At 65.8% G+C, this 15,414-nt stretch carries 17 protein-coding genes; all 17 read right to left on the reverse strand.

All coding sequences use genetic code 11. The features are described from left to right. Positions 1–153: 153 nt before the first annotated feature. The 17 genes from NG900_RS12295 to NG900_RS12375 all read right to left on the reverse strand — a co-directional run bounded on the left by NG900_RS12295 (position 154) and on the right by NG900_RS12375 (position 15,413). Positions 154–585 (reverse strand): gamma-glutamylcyclotransferase family protein, encoded by a 432-nt coding sequence (locus NG900_RS12295; protein ID WP_252680556.1) that lies wholly within the window; start codon positions 583–585, stop codon positions 154–156. Then, positions 582–1,079, reverse strand: a complete 498-nt coding sequence (gene rraA / locus NG900_RS12300; RefSeq protein ID WP_252680558.1) for a ribonuclease E activity regulator RraA — start codon at positions 1,077–1,079, stop codon at positions 582–584. Before rraA ends, NG900_RS12295 begins: the two co-directional genes overlap by 4 nt. A 36-nt stretch (positions 1,080–1,115) precedes the next feature. Next, positions 1,116–2,831: a thiamine pyrophosphate-binding protein gene (locus NG900_RS12305; protein ID WP_252680560.1), complete on the reverse strand. Its 1,716-nt coding sequence runs from the start codon at positions 2,829–2,831 to the stop codon at positions 1,116–1,118. A gap of 101 nt (positions 2,832–2,932) precedes the next feature. Then, positions 2,933–3,769, reverse strand: coding sequence for a LytR/AlgR family response regulator transcription factor (locus NG900_RS12310; protein WP_252680562.1), 837 nt, complete (start codon positions 3,767–3,769; stop codon positions 2,933–2,935). Positions 3,770–3,772: 3 nt separating this feature from the next. Beyond that, positions 3,773–5,038: a sensor histidine kinase gene (locus tag NG900_RS12315; RefSeq protein ID WP_252680564.1), complete on the reverse strand. Its 1,266-nt coding sequence runs from the start codon at positions 5,036–5,038 to the stop codon at positions 3,773–3,775. After that, positions 5,038–5,340 carry a 2TM domain-containing protein gene (locus NG900_RS12320; protein ID WP_252680566.1) on the reverse strand — a complete coding sequence of 101 codons (303 nt, stop codon included), beginning with the start codon at positions 5,338–5,340 and terminating at the stop codon, positions 5,038–5,040. The genes NG900_RS12315 and NG900_RS12320 overlap by 1 nt, the downstream gene beginning before the upstream one ends. Before the next feature lie 139 nt (positions 5,341–5,479). Further along, a complete protein-coding gene (locus tag NG900_RS12325; RefSeq protein WP_252680568.1) occupies positions 5,480–6,439 on the reverse strand; it encodes a CysB family HTH-type transcriptional regulator in 960 nt (319 codons plus the stop codon). 42 nt (positions 6,440–6,481) lie between these two features. Further along, positions 6,482–7,591, reverse strand: a complete 1,110-nt coding sequence (locus tag NG900_RS12330) for a sulfate/molybdate ABC transporter ATP-binding protein (protein WP_252680570.1) — start codon at positions 7,589–7,591, stop codon at positions 6,482–6,484. Further along, positions 7,588–8,568 (reverse strand): sulfate ABC transporter permease subunit CysW, encoded by a 981-nt coding sequence (gene cysW / locus NG900_RS12335; protein ID WP_252680572.1) that lies wholly within the window; start codon positions 8,566–8,568, stop codon positions 7,588–7,590. The genes NG900_RS12330 and cysW overlap by 4 nt, the downstream gene beginning before the upstream one ends. Position 8,569: 1 nt before the next feature. Then, positions 8,570–9,481: a sulfate ABC transporter permease subunit CysT gene (gene cysT, locus NG900_RS12340; protein WP_252680574.1), complete on the reverse strand. Its 912-nt coding sequence runs from the start codon at positions 9,479–9,481 to the stop codon at positions 8,570–8,572. Between the two features lie 111 nt (positions 9,482–9,592). After that, entirely contained in the window at positions 9,593–10,276 is a 684-nt protein-coding gene (locus tag NG900_RS12345) for an RBBP9/YdeN family alpha/beta hydrolase (protein ID WP_252680576.1), read from the reverse strand. 10 nt (positions 10,277–10,286) lie between these two features. Continuing rightward, complete coding sequence (locus NG900_RS12350) at positions 10,287–11,162, reverse strand: EAL domain-containing protein (RefSeq protein WP_252680578.1); 876 nt, start codon at positions 11,160–11,162, stop codon at positions 10,287–10,289. 40 nt (positions 11,163–11,202) lie between these two features. Further along, positions 11,203–11,418: a TOBE domain-containing protein gene (locus NG900_RS12355; protein WP_004626558.1), complete on the reverse strand. Its 216-nt coding sequence runs from the start codon at positions 11,416–11,418 to the stop codon at positions 11,203–11,205. Positions 11,419–11,501: 83 nt separating this feature from the next. Further along, positions 11,502–12,341, reverse strand: coding sequence for an ATP-binding cassette domain-containing protein (locus NG900_RS12360; RefSeq protein WP_252680580.1), 840 nt, complete (start codon positions 12,339–12,341; stop codon positions 11,502–11,504). Positions 12,342–12,350: 9 nt separating this feature from the next. Further along, positions 12,351–13,175 carry an aliphatic sulfonate ABC transporter permease SsuC gene (ssuC, locus tag NG900_RS12365; RefSeq protein WP_252680582.1) on the reverse strand — a complete coding sequence of 275 codons (825 nt, stop codon included), beginning with the start codon at positions 13,173–13,175 and terminating at the stop codon, positions 12,351–12,353. 18 nt (positions 13,176–13,193) lie between these two features. Then, on the reverse strand, positions 13,194–14,357 hold the full coding sequence (gene ssuD / locus NG900_RS12370) for an FMNH2-dependent alkanesulfonate monooxygenase (protein ID WP_252680584.1): 1,164 nt from the start codon (positions 14,355–14,357) through the stop codon (positions 13,194–13,196). 30 nt (positions 14,358–14,387) lie between these two features. Beyond that, positions 14,388–15,413 (reverse strand): sulfonate ABC transporter substrate-binding protein, encoded by a 1,026-nt coding sequence (locus NG900_RS12375; protein WP_252680586.1) that lies wholly within the window; start codon positions 15,411–15,413, stop codon positions 14,388–14,390. Between the last annotated feature and the right edge of the window lies 1 nt (position 15,414).

The raw sequence follows: 15,414 nt of genomic DNA on the forward strand, positions 1-15,414 counted from the left end.
ATGAAAGCGCGTGATGGTGCCATGCAAAGCGCAAGTTTTGCGGGCCAAAACAACTTTCCGCATTATGAAAAATCAACGAAATCCGACCGTCACATCCGATCGCCCATAAAAAAACGCCGCAGTCGCGGCGCTCTCATGAACAGGAACAGCGGATCAGACGCGCGCCAGGCGGTGCGCTACCCAATCTCCACCCGCAATCACAGGCCGGCCGGCGATGTGTTGCGCGCTGACCGGATAGACGATGCAGTCGACAAATTCGCTGCCCAACATGACGGCGTGGTTCTCGCGCAGGAACAACGCATCGCCCCCGGGGTAGACCTCTTCGATCTCATCCAGCACCGGGACGAGCGCCGCATCGATGCGGTAGACGTCCCCACGTACCGCCGTGCCGGTCGGGTCGAGCACGAGGCCAGGGTAGGCGCCGAAGTCGTACAGGCAGCCGTGCAGTGTTGCGGCGCCGAGCAGTTCCGGCGCGGGAATGCCGCGCTTGGCCGCAGCAACGCGCAGATCGTTGGCCTCACCGGCGCGCAAGGTGCCGTAGACAAACACGTGGATGGCGCCAGGCTGATGGTCTGGGTGGCTCATACGAGTTTGTCCTGCGAGACCAGCACGCCGTCTTCATCGGCATAAATCCATTCGCCGGACTGGATGTATGCGCCCGGCATCTGCACGCCCACCTCGCGCTGGCCGGCGTTCTTTTTGATGCTCTTGCGCGGGTGCACAGCCAACGCGTGGATGCCCACGTTGCATTCGGCCAGCTCGCGCGTGTCGCGCACGCAGCCGTTGACCAGGATGCCTTCCCAGCCGTTTTCTTCGGCAAGCTTGCCGAGATTGCCGCCCACTAACGCGCAGCGCAGCGAGCCGCCGCCATCGATCACCAGCACACGCCCCGCGCCCTGCTCTTCCAGCGCGGCCCGTACCAGGCCGTTGTCTTCAAACACTTTGAGCGTGGAGGCCGGGCCTGCAAAGGCGGCGCGCTTGCCGAAGCTGCGGAACACGGGCGCCAGCACGCGCAGGCTCCCGTAGACGAGCTTGTCTTCGTGCAGATCGCACAGGTCGGTCACTGGGGTCATCGTCATGGCGGTGTCGAAGGTATTGGCGTGGGTAGAAAGCGATCAGCTGCGCGACTGGGCTCGCAACGAATCGATGGTCGCGCGTGGGCTGATGATATTCGGATCGGTCTGTACTTCGATAATGGACGCAACCGGCGCGGCCAGCGCGGTCTCCACGGCTGACTGAAAGCCCTCGAGCGATCGCACCGTATGCCCCTGGGCGCCGTAAGCGCGCGCCAGCGCAGCAAAGTCGGGGTTGCGCAGCTCGGTGCCGCTCACGTGCTCGGGGTATTCACGCTCCTGGTGCATGCGGATGGTGCCGTACATGCCGTTGTTGACCACGATGAAGATGACGGGCGCGTTGTACTGCATGGCGGTCGCCAGTTCCTGGCCGTTCATCAGGAAGCAGCCGTCGCCGGCCATGCAGATGACGGGCGTGTCGGGGCAGACGATCTTGGCGGCCACGGCAGCGGGCGCACCATAGCCCATCGCCCCGCTGGTCGGCGCCAACTGCGTGCGTGAGCCGGCAGCCAGCGCGCCGTATTGATAGAACCGATGCAGCCACGTGGCGTAGTTGCCCGCGCCATTGGTCAGGATGCTGTTGTGCGGCAGGCGCTCGCGCAGCCATTGCATGGCGCGGGCCATGTCGATGCCCTTGCCGTTGAACGGCGGCGGCGCGATGTTGGCGAGGTAGTCGGCGTGGGCGGCTTCGGTCCACGCGAACCAGCGCGGCGGCGCGTCCGGCACAACGCCCTCCAGCGCTTCGGCAATGGCGGGCATCGACGCGTGGATCATCAGATCCGCCTGGTAGACGCGGCCCAGCTCCTCTGCGCCGGCATGCACGTGGATGAGCGTCTGCTTCGGTCTCGGTACGTTGAACAGCGTGTAGCCAGAGGTCGTCATCTCGCCCAGGCGCGGGCCGATGGCGAGCACCACGTCGGCGTCTTTCACGCGCGCGGCCAGCTTCGGGTTGATGGCAATGCCGACATCGCCCGCATAGTTCGGGTGGCGGTTATCGAACAGATCTTGCCGGCGGAACACACAGCCGGCAGGCAAGTTCCAGCGCTCGGCAAACGCCTGCATGCGGGCGGCGGCCTGCGGCGTCCAGCCGGAGCCGCCGAGCAACAACAGCGGACGCTCGGCGCCCTGCAGCAGCGTCTTCAACTGCACGAGATCGCGCGGACCGGGCCATGCCATCGCACGGGGCATCGGGAGCACGTCGGCCACGGTGGCCACTTCGGTCAGCATGTCTTCCGGCAGCGCCAGCACGACCGGGCCGGGACGGCCGGCGGTGGCGGTCTGGAACGCGCGTGCGATGTATTCCGGAATGCGCTCAACGCTGTCGATCTGCGCGACCCACTTGGCCATCTGGCCGAACATGCGGCGGTAGTCGATTTCCTGGAACGCTTCGCGGTCAACAAAGTCGCGGCCGACCTGCCCGATGAACAGGATCATCGGCGTGGAATCCTGGAACGCGGTGTGCACGCCGATGCTGGCGTTGGTGGCACCGGGGCCCCGCGTGCAGAAGACGATGCCCGGGCGGCCCGTGAGCTTGCCGTAGGCATCGGCCATGTTGGCGGCGCCGCCCTCTTGCCGGCAGACGATGAAGCGCGCGCGGTCGCGGCGCTGGTAGAAGCCTTCGAGCACCGACAGGTAGCTCTCGCCAGGCACCCCAAAGGCAATGTCAACGCCGTGCGCGACCAATGCATCGACCAGAATCTGCCCGCCATGGCGCGGTTCAGGAACAGTGCTGGCGGGGTGTGCGACTGCAGTCTCCATGGCGGTTGATCTCGCGCTTGATCCGTTGACGACACAACGGATCATAGCGGAAGGCGCAATGCTCATGGCCGCCTCACACGCCCCTTGTGTGTCTGCTGGAACTACATCTGCCGAAACAGGTGTGCGTATTGCCGCGCGACCGGCAGGGTCTCCGTGCGCCCGCGCATTTTCAGGCCGACGCGGCCCAGCGACAGGTGCACGGCGCTCGCCACATGCGCCACGTTGACCACCGTACCGCGATGCACTTGCCAGAAATGCTCGGGGTCCAGCTGCAGGAGCAACTCGCGCAGGCTCATGCGGATGAGCGATTCGCCGCTGCTGGCCACCACGTTGACGTACTTGTCGGTCGCTTCCAGATACACCACGTCGTCCACGGGAATGAAGCGAACCTCCTGCCCGACCAGCGCCTTGATGAAGCGCAGATAGCCGCCCTGCGGGGTCGCACGCGTCTGCGCGGCGCCCTGCAGACCGGCGAGACGCTCCACGAGGTCCGCCAGCGTTTGCGCCGGGTCGGCAGCAGCGGCGCCATTCGGCTGGGCATTGAGACTTGCCGCGAGGCGCGCCTTCAGGCGCTTGACCGTTTCGCCCAGCCGCTCGGTCTGCACGGGCTTGAGCACGTAGTCCACCGCGGCCTGCTCGAAGGCATCGAGCGCGAACTGGTCATACGCGGTCACGAACACCACAAGCGGGCGGTCATCCCGATCCGACAGCTCGCGCGCCACATCGATGCCCGACAGGCCCGGCATGCGGATATCGAGAAAAACCACATCGGGCCCCTGCCCAGACTGGGCATCGTCAATCACGTCGAGCACAGATTGCCCATCGTGCACGACCGGCAGCAGCGTGGCGTCCGGCCACAGCGCCGTCAACTCGGTGGCCAGGTTGTCGGCCAAAGCGGGTTCATCGTCGGCAATGAGCAGGCGTGGGCAAGCAGGCATCGATCAGCTTCCGGCGGACGGGCGCGAAGATAGCGCGGGGTTGACGGTGGAACGCGAGGCTCGGGAGAAACGGCAGCGCCACTCCGGCGCATCGGCCCGGGCTGGCACATCGGCGGTCTCGCGCGCGAGCGGCAGCTCGACGACGATCGTCACGCCGTGCGGCACGGTTTCGGCAATCGTCAGGCGGGCATCGCCATCGAACAGGCGCGACAGCCGTTCGCGTACATGCGTGAGCCCAAGGCCCGATCCCTTGCCTCTGTCATTGCCGAAGCCGACACCGGTATCGCGCACTTCCAAGATGAGGCGCTCACCGCCATCCTGGGCGACCAGGCGAGCTGACAGCGCGATCTCCCCGCCCTCGCGCGCGGGCTCGATGCCATGCACCACAGCGTTCTCCACCAGCGGCTGGATCAGCATGGGCGGAATCACGATGTTGGCAATGGCGTCGTCCAGCGCCAGCGAGAAACGCAGCCGGCTACCGAAGCGCAGCGCCTGGATGTCGAGATACGCGCGCAGCAGCGCAAACTCCTGCGCCAGCGTGCATTGCTCAGCCCGCGCATGCGAGAGCGACGTGCGCAGAAAGCCGATCAGGTGCTGCAGCAAACGCCGCGCGCCGTTCGGGTCCTTTGCAATGAGCACATCCACATGGGCCAGCACGTTGAACAGAAAGTGCGGCTCGATCTGCGCCTGCAGCGCCATCAGCTGCGCACGCACGACCTGCTTCTCGGCCTCTTCACGGTCCAGCGCATCGAGCGCGGCCTGACGCTGCAGCGCCGCAAGCTTGCCGCGCGACCAGTAGTAATACGTGGCACCCAGTGCCGCCAGCATGGCGATGATGAAGCTCATGCGCAGGCTATCCGCACGCCAGGGCTCGGTGTCAGTACTATTCAGACACAGGATCGTGCGGGCAACCCATTGCCCCAACGGCACGCCGATCAGCACCGCCGCCACCACGACCCACGGAAAGAGCCGCTTGCTGGGCGGCCCATCGCCCCAGAGCGCGTGGCGCGGAATCGCGATCAACGAGAACATCAGCAAGCCGATGGATTGGCTGAAGACGAAGTCTTTCCAGAATGTCTCCTCCGGGCGGATGCCGAACGCCAGCACCGCCGCAATCAACGTATTGATGGCGATGATGGCGGCGTAGCGGATCAGCCAGCGCCGTACAAAGCGCAGGCAGCCTGCAAGCGAAGGAAACGACACATTGGCGAACATGCGGGCGATCTTACCGGAGGGTTCTCCGGCATTGAAGCTTGGGGTTTCCCGCATCAGCGGCGGCCTGCTGGCTCGCGCAGACGGGCGAGTTCCTGGTCGACCATGCGCTGGTAGCCGCCACCCATGGTCCACGCCAGGCTCAGGCCGTGCGCGGCCAGCCCCATCCCCCAGCCCAGCAGCGGCCAGACAAACCAGAACTGCCCGCGCGACAGCGCGATCGCTGCCAGCACCGCGTTCACGGCCAGGAACGAAATCAAGTGGATGCGGAACCCCATGCGCGCCCCGGCGCGATGACGGGCACGGCGCAGCAGCGCGTCGTCGGATTCGGCAGATTGGAGATAGGGGATGGCGGACATGGTGGGCTCAGGTGAAACCGAGGATGTCCGCAGTATAGGAATGGCGCCCAGGCAGGCACCACAGGGGTGCGACGAACGGCGAAATCGGGAGGATGAACGGTCGCCATCCCGCCCGACTGGCGTGGTGGCTTGCGCCGCCTTACGCTGCCAGCGCCTCCCGCACGGATTGCGTTACCACCGTGGAAGCCACCGCTTCCGCCACCGCCTCGCGCGACAGATGCGGCGCAAACATGCCGATGAAGTCGTGCGCATAGCCACGCAGATAGGCGCCACGGCGCACCGCCACACGGGTGGTGTTCGGCTCGAACAGGTGATCGGCCCCGATGCAGACGAGGTTGTCGTCCTTGCGTCCGTCATACGCCATCGAGGCGATGATGCCCACGCCCACATCCAGCGCCACATATGTCTTAATCACGTCCGCGTCCATGGCCGTCAGCACGATCTCGGGATGCAGGCCGGCACCGGCAAACGCGGCATCGATGTTGCGGCGGCCCGTGAAGCCGGCGTCGTAGGTGATGAGCGGATACTGCGCCACATCTTCAAGCGTGGGCAGCGGGTTCTTGGTCAGCGGATGATCCGGGCTGACCACCAGCACGTGGCGCCAGCGGTAGGCCTCGAACGAGGTCAGGCCAGGCTCGTTGGCCACCGCTTCCGTGGCGATGCCGATATCGGCCTGCCCCGTCAGCAGCAGCTCGACGATGTGCGAAGGCGATGCCTCCTGCAGCGCGAGCGTAACGTGCGGATATTCCTTGCGGAATGACTGCACGACCTTCGGCAGCGCATAGCGCGCTTGCGTGTGCGTGGTCGCCACGGTCAGCCGGCCGGACTGGCGGCCAGAGAATTCCTCCCCAGCCTGGCGCAGATTCTCGGCTTCGAGCAGCAGGCGCTCGACAATGCGGACGATCTCGCGGCCCGGTTCGGTCAGCCCGGTCAGGCGCTTGCCGTAGCGCTCGAAAATCTCCACGCCCAGCTCGTCCTCCAGTTCGCGGATCTGCCGCGACACGCCCGGCTGCGACGTATACAGCGCGTTGGCCACTTCGGTCAGGTTGAACTGGCGGCGCACCGCCTCGCGGATGGAACGCAGTTGTTGGAAGTTCATGGCTCGTGTCCTCTCGTATTGGTTGTCGTCGGAGCGGCGGAATTAAGCGGTGGCCTGCCCAGCGGCAGGCCGTGCATTCTGGGCAAACACGCGAATCGCGCGCGGGCGTACCACCAGCGTTTCGCCTTCGCGGAAGCCCTCGGCGCGGAAGCGCTCGATGGGCAGGGAGACTTCGATGATGTCGTCGGTGTCTTCGCGCTCCAGCTCCAACTGCGCGATGCCACCCAGCGTGAGCGCGCGGCGCAGCGTCACGGGAATGCCCTCGGCACCGGGCGCATAGCGCTCCAGGTCGATCTCATGCGGGCGCACAAACGCCACCGCCTGATCAGCACGCGAAGAGTCCACGACACCCGACGGCACGGTGATGGCCGAGTCACCCACATGCAGCACGCTGCCGCCCTCGCCCTCTTCCAGGCGGCCGTGGAACAGGTTCACATTGCCCAGGAAGCCATAGACGAACGGCGTGGCCGGCGTGTTGTAGACCGCATCCGGGCTGCCCACCTGCTCCACCTGGCCGCGGTTCATCAGCACCACGTTGTCGGCCACTTCCAGCGCCTCTTCCTGGTCGTGTGTAACGAACAGGCTGGTGACGTGCAGATCGTCGTGCAGGCGGCGCAGCCAGCGGCGCAGCTCCTTGCGGACCTTGGCATCGAGCGCGCCAAACGGCTCGTCGAGCAGCAACACGCGCGGCTCCACCGCCAGCGCGCGCGCCAGGGCGATGCGCTGGCGCTGTCCACCCGACAGTTGCGGCGGGTAGCGATCGGCCAGCCAGTCGAGCTGCACGAGTTCCAGCAGCTCCTTCACCTTCGCGCGGATCTGCGCTTCGCTCGGGCGCTGGGCACGCGGTTTCACACGCAGGCCGAAGGCGACGTTCTCGAACACCGTCATGTGCTTGAACAGCGCGTAGTGCTGGAATACGAATCCGACCTGGCGCTCGCGCACGTGCTGGTCCGAAGCATCCTCGCCATTCAGGTGGATGCCGCCCGAATCCGCATGCTCCAACCCCGCGATGATCCGCAGCAGCGTGGTCTTGCCGCAGCCCGAGGGCCCGAGCAGCGCAGTCAGTTCGCCTTGCTTGAAATCAAGCGAGACATCGTTGAGGGCGATGAAATTGCCAAAGCGCTTGGTGATGTGTTGAACCTGGATGCTCATGCTGCGCTCCCTTCGAGCGGAGATTGCACGGAGACGTGCGGATGCGAAATCGATGTTTGCTGTGCAACGCGTGCGCCGGGGCCTTCGCCCACGCCGGCATCTGCATCAGCCAGCTCACGGCGGCTGCGCCATTCGACCAGTGTCTTGAGCGCGAGCGTCACGAGCGCCAGCAGCGTCAGCAGCGAGGCCACGGCAAACGCGGCCGCGAAGTTGTATTCGTTGTAGAGAATCTCGACGTGCAGCGGCATCGTGTTGGTCAGCCCGCGAATGTGGCCCGACACCACCGACACCGCGCCGAACTCGCCCATTGCCCGCGCATTGCAGAGGATCACGCCGTACAGCAGACCCCACTTGATGTTGGGCAGCGTCACGCGGAAGAACGTCTGCCAGCCCGACGCACCCAGCACGATGGCGGCCTCTTCCTCTTCGCTGCCTTGTGCCTGCATGAGCGGAATCAGCTCGCGCGCCACGAACGGAAAGGTGACGAACACCGTGGCCAGCACAATCCCCGGCACGGCAAAGATGACCTTGAAATCGTGGTCCGACAGGTAGGGGCCAAACCACCCCTGCGCGCCGAACAGCAGCACGTAGATCAGCCCTGCGATAACCGGCGATACCGAGAACGGCAGGTCGATCAGCGTGAGCAGCAGGTTCTTGCCGCGAAACTCGAACTTGGCAATCGCCCACGCCGCCGCTACGCCAAACACCACGTTCAGCGGCACGGCAATCACGGCGACGGTCAGCGTCAGGTAAATCGCCGACAGCGCATCGGGCTCGATCAGCGCTTCAAGGTAGACATTCACGCCCTTCTTGAGCGCCTCGACAAACACGCTCGCCAGCGGCACAAACAGGAACAGCGCGAGAAAGACGAACGACACGAGGATCAGCGTTGCGCGCACCCACGCGGATTCGGCAGTCGCACCACGGCGGCCCGCAGCGGGCGCCTGGCCAAGTTGTCGGGAAACGGTACCAGCCATGTCAGGCTCCAGCCGCATTGGCGGCCAAGGTTTCAGGGGGGCGCTCGATGGCGTCATTACGATTGCCGCGTCGGCGCGTCCAGGCCTGCAGCAGGTTGATCACCAGCAGCAGCGTGAACGAGATCGCCAGCATGACAACGGCGATGGCGGTGGCACCTGCGTAATCGAACTGTTCGAGCTTGGAATAGATCATCAACGGCGTGATCTCGGACACCATCGGCATGTTGCCGGCGATGAAGATGACAGAGCCGTACTCGCCCGTGGCGCGTGCAAAGGCCAGCGCAAAGCCTGTCAGCAGCGCCGGCAGCAACGTCGGCAGGATCACGCGAGTAAAGGTCTGCCAACGCGTGGCGCCCAGGCTGGCGGCGGCTTCTTCCAATTCGCTCTCCAGGTCTTCGAGCACCGGCTGCACGGTGCGCACCACAAACGGCAGGCCGATGAACGTGAGCGCCACTACGATGCCCAGCGGGGTGAATGCCACCTTCAGCCCCAGCGGCTCCAGGCGCGAGCCGATCCAGCCATTCGGCGCATACAGCGCCGTGAGCGCGATGCCCGCCACGGCGGTCGGCAGCGCAAACGGCAGGTCGACCAGCGCGTCGATCAGCCGCTTGCCCGGAAAGCGATAGCGCACCAGCACCCACGCCACGATCAGCCCGAACACCAGATTGATCACTGCCGCAATCAGCGACGCACCGAACGTCAGCTTGTACGACGCCACCACGCGCGGCGCCGTAACAGTGGCCCAGAACGCATCCCACGTCATCGTGAACGTCTTGAGGACGGTCGCCGACAGCGGGATCAGCACGATCAGCGCGAGGTACAACAGCGAAAAGCCCAACGCCAGCCCGAAACCGGGGAGCACGTTGGCCGGCTTGCGCCGCTTGGAAAGCGACAACGCAGAAGACAGGCTCATTTGCGCAACCAATAAAAAGGGCCGCAACACTGCGACCCATATGCAGATGAACCGATTGTGGCCAACTGTTCTTATGACGAAAACGAATATTTGCGCATGTGCATCATCGTTTTAGATATAAGGAGTGCTGGGTAAGACATCCCACTGGGCCTGCCAGTCTGCGCCGTCACGGGTGGTGTCTTGTGCACTTGCCCGTCCGACAAGGCGGTCGAGCAGCGCCAGGCCACCGTCCCACTCACCGAGGTTGGAATCGGCGTTGATGTGGCCAGCCTGCCCTGCATCGACGAATTCGACACCCCAGCGCGCGCCCCAGTCGATGGCGTTGGCCTGGGGCATCCACGGGTCATTGCGGCTGGCGACAAGCACGGCCGGGAACGGCAACGCGCGCTGGGGCAGCAGATCACGCACGCCGAACTTGTCTGGATCGGCCGGCGCGACGAGCAACACCGCCGCCACGGCGTCCTTCGCTTCCTTGGCCTGGGCGGCCCAGTGCAGCGACGCCAGGCAGCCGAAGCTGTGCGCCACCAGAATCACACGGCGTTTGTTGCGAGACGGCGCATGCTCCGCGAGCGCAGCGCGCACCGTGTCGCCCACGCGGGCGGACCAGCGCGGCAGATCGGGCGTCGACCAGTCCACCTGCTCCACGCGGCGCCACGCCGGGAACCGATGCTCCCACCGTGTCTGCCAGTGGCCCGGGCCGCTGCCGTGCAAGCCGGGAACGGTCAGGAAGACGGTGTCCGCAGGCCAATGCCAGTCGTGGACGTCCGATGCGGTTGCGACTGCGCTGCGTGCCATGAGGTTGTGCTCATTCCGTAAGAGAAAAACCGGCGCACTGCTGCTGCACCAGCGGCGCCTGGGCCATCGGCACCACGAGCGGCGCCTCCGTCTCAGGCTCCGGTTCCGCGCCCGGCAGGATGCTGCCCTGCACGTACGTGATGCCGGCAGCGCGGGCCAGTTCGAGGTCGGCTGGACGTTCGCAGCGGCGCAGCGCCAGCGTCACGCCCAGTTCGCGTGCCGATTCGGCCAGCGACACCAGTTGTCGCGCATGCCAGTCGCGCCGCGCGTCGAGCTTCAGATACGCCGGCCTGGCATGCACGAGCAGCGCGCCTGCTTCGGCCGGGTCCGAGGCCTGTACGGCCACCGCAAAACCGTTGCGCCGGTAGTTGTCCACCACGAACAAAAGCAGCCCCAGGTCGTCATTGGCGGTGGACGGTACCTGGATGACGAACTGCTCGGGCGAGAGCCCCAGCGCCGTCACCGCACGGTGGAACGCCTTGCCGTGGTCCGCCGCCACCGCTGCCAGCAGGCGGCCGTGCACATTGAGCACCAGCCGCCGCGCATCCGTGCGAACAAAGTAGTTGAGCGTATGCACCAGCCGGCACAGGCGATCGAGTTCCACGAGCGTGCTGTCGTCCGACGCCAGCGAGAACACCTTCCACGGGTTCAAGCCCAGATCGCCGTCGCGCGTCCAGGTGCGCATCAGCGCTTCGTGGCCGGCGGCGGCAAGCGAGCCATCGGCGCCAAGCTGCCAGACCGGCTCAAACAGGCTCGTGAGCGCACAGTGGAAGAACTGGCCCTGCACGCGGCCGGCAGCATCACGCCACAACTGGCGATCCGGCGTGGGCGCGCTCGGCAGGGTGCCGAGAAATTGTGCGAGTGCGGTGGTGTGCATGAGACTCATCGGGATGGGCTCCTAAAGAAAGTCGCCTCCGTCTCCCCCGTCATAGCTTGGCGATCGACACTTCCGTCGCCTTCACCAGCGCCACCACTTCACTGCCGATCTTCAGGCCCAGGCTATCCACCGAGCGCGTGGTGATGACCGAGGTAACGATGCCGGCCGGGGTCTCCACGTCGATCTCCGAGAGCACATCGCCCCGGATGATTTCCTTGATCTGCCCGCGAAACTGGTTGCGTACGTTAATCGCTTGAATGCTCATGATGTTCCTTCGTAGTAGATGACAACGGTCTGATGTTCAATCCGCGGCCGGTGAATGTTTTCGGGAGACAGGTTTGCCGCGCCTTACACGGCCCAGCGCACCGCCGTGGCCGCTACCTCAAAGGGTGACGTCCACGCCGTGTGCGAGCGCACATCGGTCACTTCGTTCGGATCGACCTTGCGCTGCATCACGCGGTTGAGAATTGCTTCTTCCAACCGCGCAAACGCTGGCGAACCCCGGTGGCGCGGGCGCGGCAGGTCGATGCGTTCATCCAGCGCGATACGGCCGTCTTCGATCAGCACCACGCGGTCGGCCAGCGCCACCGCCTCGGCCACGTCGTGCGTCACCAGCACGGCGGTAAAGCCCAGGCGCTGCCACAGGCCTTCGATCAGGTTCTGCATGTCGATGCGGGTGAGCGCATCGAGTGCGCCCAGCGGCTCGTCGAGCAGCAGCAGGCGCGGTTGATGCACCAGCGCACGCGCCAATGCAACACGCTGGCGCTGCCCGCCCGACAAGCGTGCCGGCCATTCGCCCGCGCGTTCGGCCAGGCCCACTTGCGCAAGCACTTCGGCCGCCTGTGCGCGCTGCGTCTTCGGCAGCCCGAGCGCGACGTTGTCGAGCACCTTCTTCCACGGCAGCAGGCGGGCGTCCTGGAACATCACGCGGGCATCGTCGTGCAGGCCGCCTTCGGTTTCGCCGTCGCGGCGCAAGTGACCCTCGTCGACGCCTTCCAGCCCGGCAATCAACCTCAGCAGCGTGCTCTTGCCGCAGCCGCTGCGCCCCACGATGACGACAAACTCGCCCGGCGTGATATCCAGGTCGATGCCATGCAGCACCTCACGATCGCCATAGCGTTTGATGACGTGTTCGATGTGCAAGGCGGTGCCGGCCAGCGCGGCGTGTTCGGTAGCGTTGCTCTGCATGATTCCTCCTCAGGCGGCCGCTTGGTAACCGGGGTGCCAGCGCAGCCAGAAGCGCTCCAAGGCACGTGAGAGCAGATCTGCCAGCTTGCCCAGCAGCGCGTACAGCAGGATGCCCAGCAGCACCACATCGGTCTGCAGGAACTCGCGTGCGTTCATCGTCATGTAGCCAATGCCGGCTTGCGCGGAGACCGTCTCCGCCACGATCAGCGTCACCCACATCAGCCCGAGCGAGAACCGCACGCCCACCAGGATCTGCGGCAGCGCGCCGGGCAGGATCACCTCGCGATACAGCTGCGCACGCGACAGGCCGTAGCTGCGCGCCATCTCCACCAGCGCCGGGTCCACCGAGCGGATGCCGTGATACGTGTTCAGGTAGATCGGGAAGAACACGCCCAGCGACACCAGAAACAGCTTGGCCGATTCATCAATGCCAAACCACAGGATCACGAGCGGAATCAGCGCCAGCACGGGGATGTTGCGCACCATCTGCAAGGTAGTGTCGAGCAGCGTCTCGGCCGTGCGGAAGGTGCCGGTCAGCAGCCCCAGCGCCAGCCCCAGCGAGCCGCCGATCGCAAAGCCCAGCAACGCGCGCCACGTGCTCACGGCCACGTGCGTCCACAGCTCGCCTGAACGCGCCAGGGCGATGGCGGATTTCGCCACGTCCAGCGGTGCCGGCAGGATGCGGTTCGACAGCCAGCCCCATTGCGCCGATGCCTGCCACAGCACCAGCAGCACGAGCGGCACGATCCACGGCACCAGCCGTTGCCGGGCGGTGCGCAGGAACGCGTTCGCGTTCGCGTTCGCGTTCGCTTTCGGTTTCGATGCGGATGCCATTGCCCTGCTCCTTCGATATCAGCTTGCCGCCACACGCGGCACGATGCCGGTGGCGATCACTTCACCAAACGGCCCGTTGAGCACGTTGCCGGGCAACTTGTCCCGCACCGAGCGCGGCAGCAGCGGGAACACCAGCTCGGCAAAGCGGTACGCCTCTTCCAGGTGCGGATAGCCGGAAAGCACGAACGTATCAATGCCCAGATCGGCGTATTCCTTCATGCGTGCAGCCACGGTTTGCGGGTCACCCACCAGCGCCGTGCCGGCACCGCCGCGCACCAGGCCCACGCCGGCCCACAGGTTCGGGCTGATTTCCAGATCGGCGCGGGTGCGTTTGACGCCGTTGGCGTGCAGCGCCGCCATGCGCTGCTGGCCGGCCGAATCCATCTTGCGGAACGCCTCTTGCGCGCGGGCAACGGTGTCGTCGTCGAGCTTGCTGATGAGCTTGTCCGCGGCGGCCCACGCTTCGTCTTCCGTCTCGCGCACGATCACGTGCAGGCGGATACCGAACTTGACCGTGCGCCCGTGCTTGGCAGCACGCTTGCGCACGTCGGCAACCTTCTCGGCCACGGCTGCAGGCGGCTCGCCCCACGTGAGGTACGTATCGACCTGCTCGGCAGCGAGTTCATGCGCCGCTTCGGACGACCCGCCGAAATACACCGGCGGATACGGCTTCTGCACCGGCGGGTACAGCACCTTCGCACCCTTCACGCTGAGGTGCTTGCCGGTGTAATCGAGCGCGGCACCTTCGTGGCTGGCGGCCAGCGTTTCGCGCCAGATGCGGATGAATTCTTCCGATGCCTCATAGCGCTGCGCATGGTCGAGGAACAGGCCATCGCCTGCCAGCTCGCCCGGATCGCCGCCCGTGACGAGGTTCACCAGCAAGCGCCCGTTGGAGAGGCGGTCGTACGTGGCAGCCATGCGCGCGGCCAGCGTCGGCGCCATCAGGCCCGGGCGCACCGCCACCAGAAAGCGCAGGCGCTTCGTCGCGGGAATCAGGCTCGCCGCCACGATCCATGGGTCTTCGCACGAGCGGCCGGTGGGGATCAGCACACCCTCGTAGCCGAGCGTATCGGCGGCCACGGCCACCTGCTGCAGATAGGTGTGATCGACCTGGCGTGCGCCCTCGGCGGTGCCGAGGTAGCGACTGTCGCCGTGGGTCGGGATGAACCAGAAGACTTGCATGACAGCTCCTTGGATTGTGTTTTTCTCAGGTCAACTCACGCGGGCAATCGCCAGCTGCGCCGGGGTCGGATGCCAGACCAGTTCGATCGGCTTGACCGCGCGCGGAATCAGCCCCAGCCCGTGGAACGCATCGGCCACGCGCTGCTGCTCGGCAATCGCTTCGGGCGTGACCGGCCGCACCGGAGACTGCGGCCGCCGCGACAGAAACAGATGCACCGTCGCCAGCGACAGGCCAGAGAAATCGGCAATGCGTTGCGCGGCTTCCTTGCGGTTCTCCTGCACGAGCCGGTCTGCGCGCGAGAGCTCGGCAAAGATCGCGGCGATGGTGTCGCCGTGCTTCTCTACGAAAGCAGTCGGCGCAAAGTAGAACGAGTTGTTGGACGACAGCGTGCGGCCTGTCGCCAGCACGCGCGGCTTGATGGCCAGTTCCGTGGCGGCGTAGTAAGGGTCCCAGATGCCCCACGCGTCAACGGCGCCGCGCTCGAAGGCCGCACGTGCATCGGCGGGCGTGAGGTACACGGGCTGGATGTCGGCAAAGGTGAGGCCGCCCTTCTGCAGGCCACGCACGATCAGGAAATGCGCGCTCGATCCCTTCTGCAGCGCGACGCGCTTGCCCTTCAGGTCCGCCAACGTCCGCAGCGACGAATCCTGCTGCACGAGGATCGCCGAGCTGTCCGGCTTGGGCGGCTCCACGCCCACATAGCGCAAGTCCTTGCCGGCGGCCTGTGCGAACACGGGGGGCGTGTCGCCGGTCAACGCCAGGTCCAGGCTGCCGGCAGACAGCGCTTCCAGCTGCTGTGGCCCAGCCGGAAACTCCAGCCAGCTGATCTTCGTGCCCGGAAAGCGCTGTTCCAGCGCGCGGTTTTCCTTGACGATGACGAGGTTCACCGCGCTCTTCTGAAAACCGATGCGCAGTTGCGGGGGCGGCGTGATCTTCGGCAGGTTGGCCGGCGCGCCGGTGGCATTGGCAGCGTGCGCCATGGTCCCAAGCGTTGCCAGCGACGCACCGGCCACCGATGCGCTCAACAGGCGCCGACGTTGGATATCAATGGCCATG

The organism is Ralstonia soli (assembly GCF_023955655.1).
GTDB classification, from domain to species: domain Bacteria; phylum Pseudomonadota; class Gammaproteobacteria; order Burkholderiales; family Burkholderiaceae; genus Ralstonia; species Ralstonia soli.

Excerpts from the sequence above, each read along its gene's own strand:
- NG900_RS12295 (WP_252680556.1), bottom strand. The coding sequence starts at position 585 with ATGAGCCACCCAGACCATCAGCCTGGCGCCATCCACGTGTTTGTCTAC.
- rraA (WP_252680558.1), bottom strand. The coding sequence starts at position 1,079 with ATGACGATGACCCCAGTGACCGACCTGTGCGATCTGCACGAAGACAAG.
- NG900_RS12305 (WP_252680560.1), bottom strand. The coding sequence starts at position 2,831 with ATGGAGACTGCAGTCGCACACCCCGCCAGCACTGTTCCTGAACCGCGC.
- NG900_RS12310 (WP_252680562.1), bottom strand. The coding sequence starts at position 3,769 with ATGCCTGCTTGCCCACGCCTGCTCATTGCCGACGATGAACCCGCTTTG.
- NG900_RS12315 (WP_252680564.1), bottom strand. The coding sequence starts at position 5,038 with ATGCGGGAAACCCCAAGCTTCAATGCCGGAGAACCCTCCGGTAAGATC.
- NG900_RS12320 (WP_252680566.1), bottom strand. The coding sequence starts at position 5,340 with ATGTCCGCCATCCCCTATCTCCAATCTGCCGAATCCGACGACGCGCTG.
- NG900_RS12325 (WP_252680568.1), bottom strand. The coding sequence starts at position 6,439 with ATGAACTTCCAACAACTGCGTTCCATCCGCGAGGCGGTGCGCCGCCAG.
- NG900_RS12330 (WP_252680570.1), bottom strand. The coding sequence starts at position 7,591 with ATGAGCATCCAGGTTCAACACATCACCAAGCGCTTTGGCAATTTCATC.
- cysW (WP_252680572.1), bottom strand. The coding sequence starts at position 8,568 with ATGGCTGGTACCGTTTCCCGACAACTTGGCCAGGCGCCCGCTGCGGGC.
- cysT (WP_252680574.1), bottom strand. The coding sequence starts at position 9,481 with ATGAGCCTGTCTTCTGCGTTGTCGCTTTCCAAGCGGCGCAAGCCGGCC.
- NG900_RS12345 (WP_252680576.1), bottom strand. The coding sequence starts at position 10,276 with ATGGCACGCAGCGCAGTCGCAACCGCATCGGACGTCCACGACTGGCAT.
- NG900_RS12350 (WP_252680578.1), bottom strand. The coding sequence starts at position 11,162 with ATGAGTCTCATGCACACCACCGCACTCGCACAATTTCTCGGCACCCTG.
- NG900_RS12355 (WP_004626558.1), bottom strand. The coding sequence starts at position 11,418 with ATGAGCATTCAAGCGATTAACGTACGCAACCAGTTTCGCGGGCAGATC.
- NG900_RS12360 (WP_252680580.1), bottom strand. The coding sequence starts at position 12,341 with ATGCAGAGCAACGCTACCGAACACGCCGCGCTGGCCGGCACCGCCTTG.
- ssuC (WP_252680582.1), bottom strand. The coding sequence starts at position 13,175 with ATGGCATCCGCATCGAAACCGAAAGCGAACGCGAACGCGAACGCGAAC.
- ssuD (WP_252680584.1), bottom strand. The coding sequence starts at position 14,357 with ATGCAAGTCTTCTGGTTCATCCCGACCCACGGCGACAGTCGCTACCTC.
- NG900_RS12375 (WP_252680586.1), bottom strand. The coding sequence starts at position 15,413 with ATGGCCATTGATATCCAACGTCGGCGCCTGTTGAGCGCATCGGTGGCC.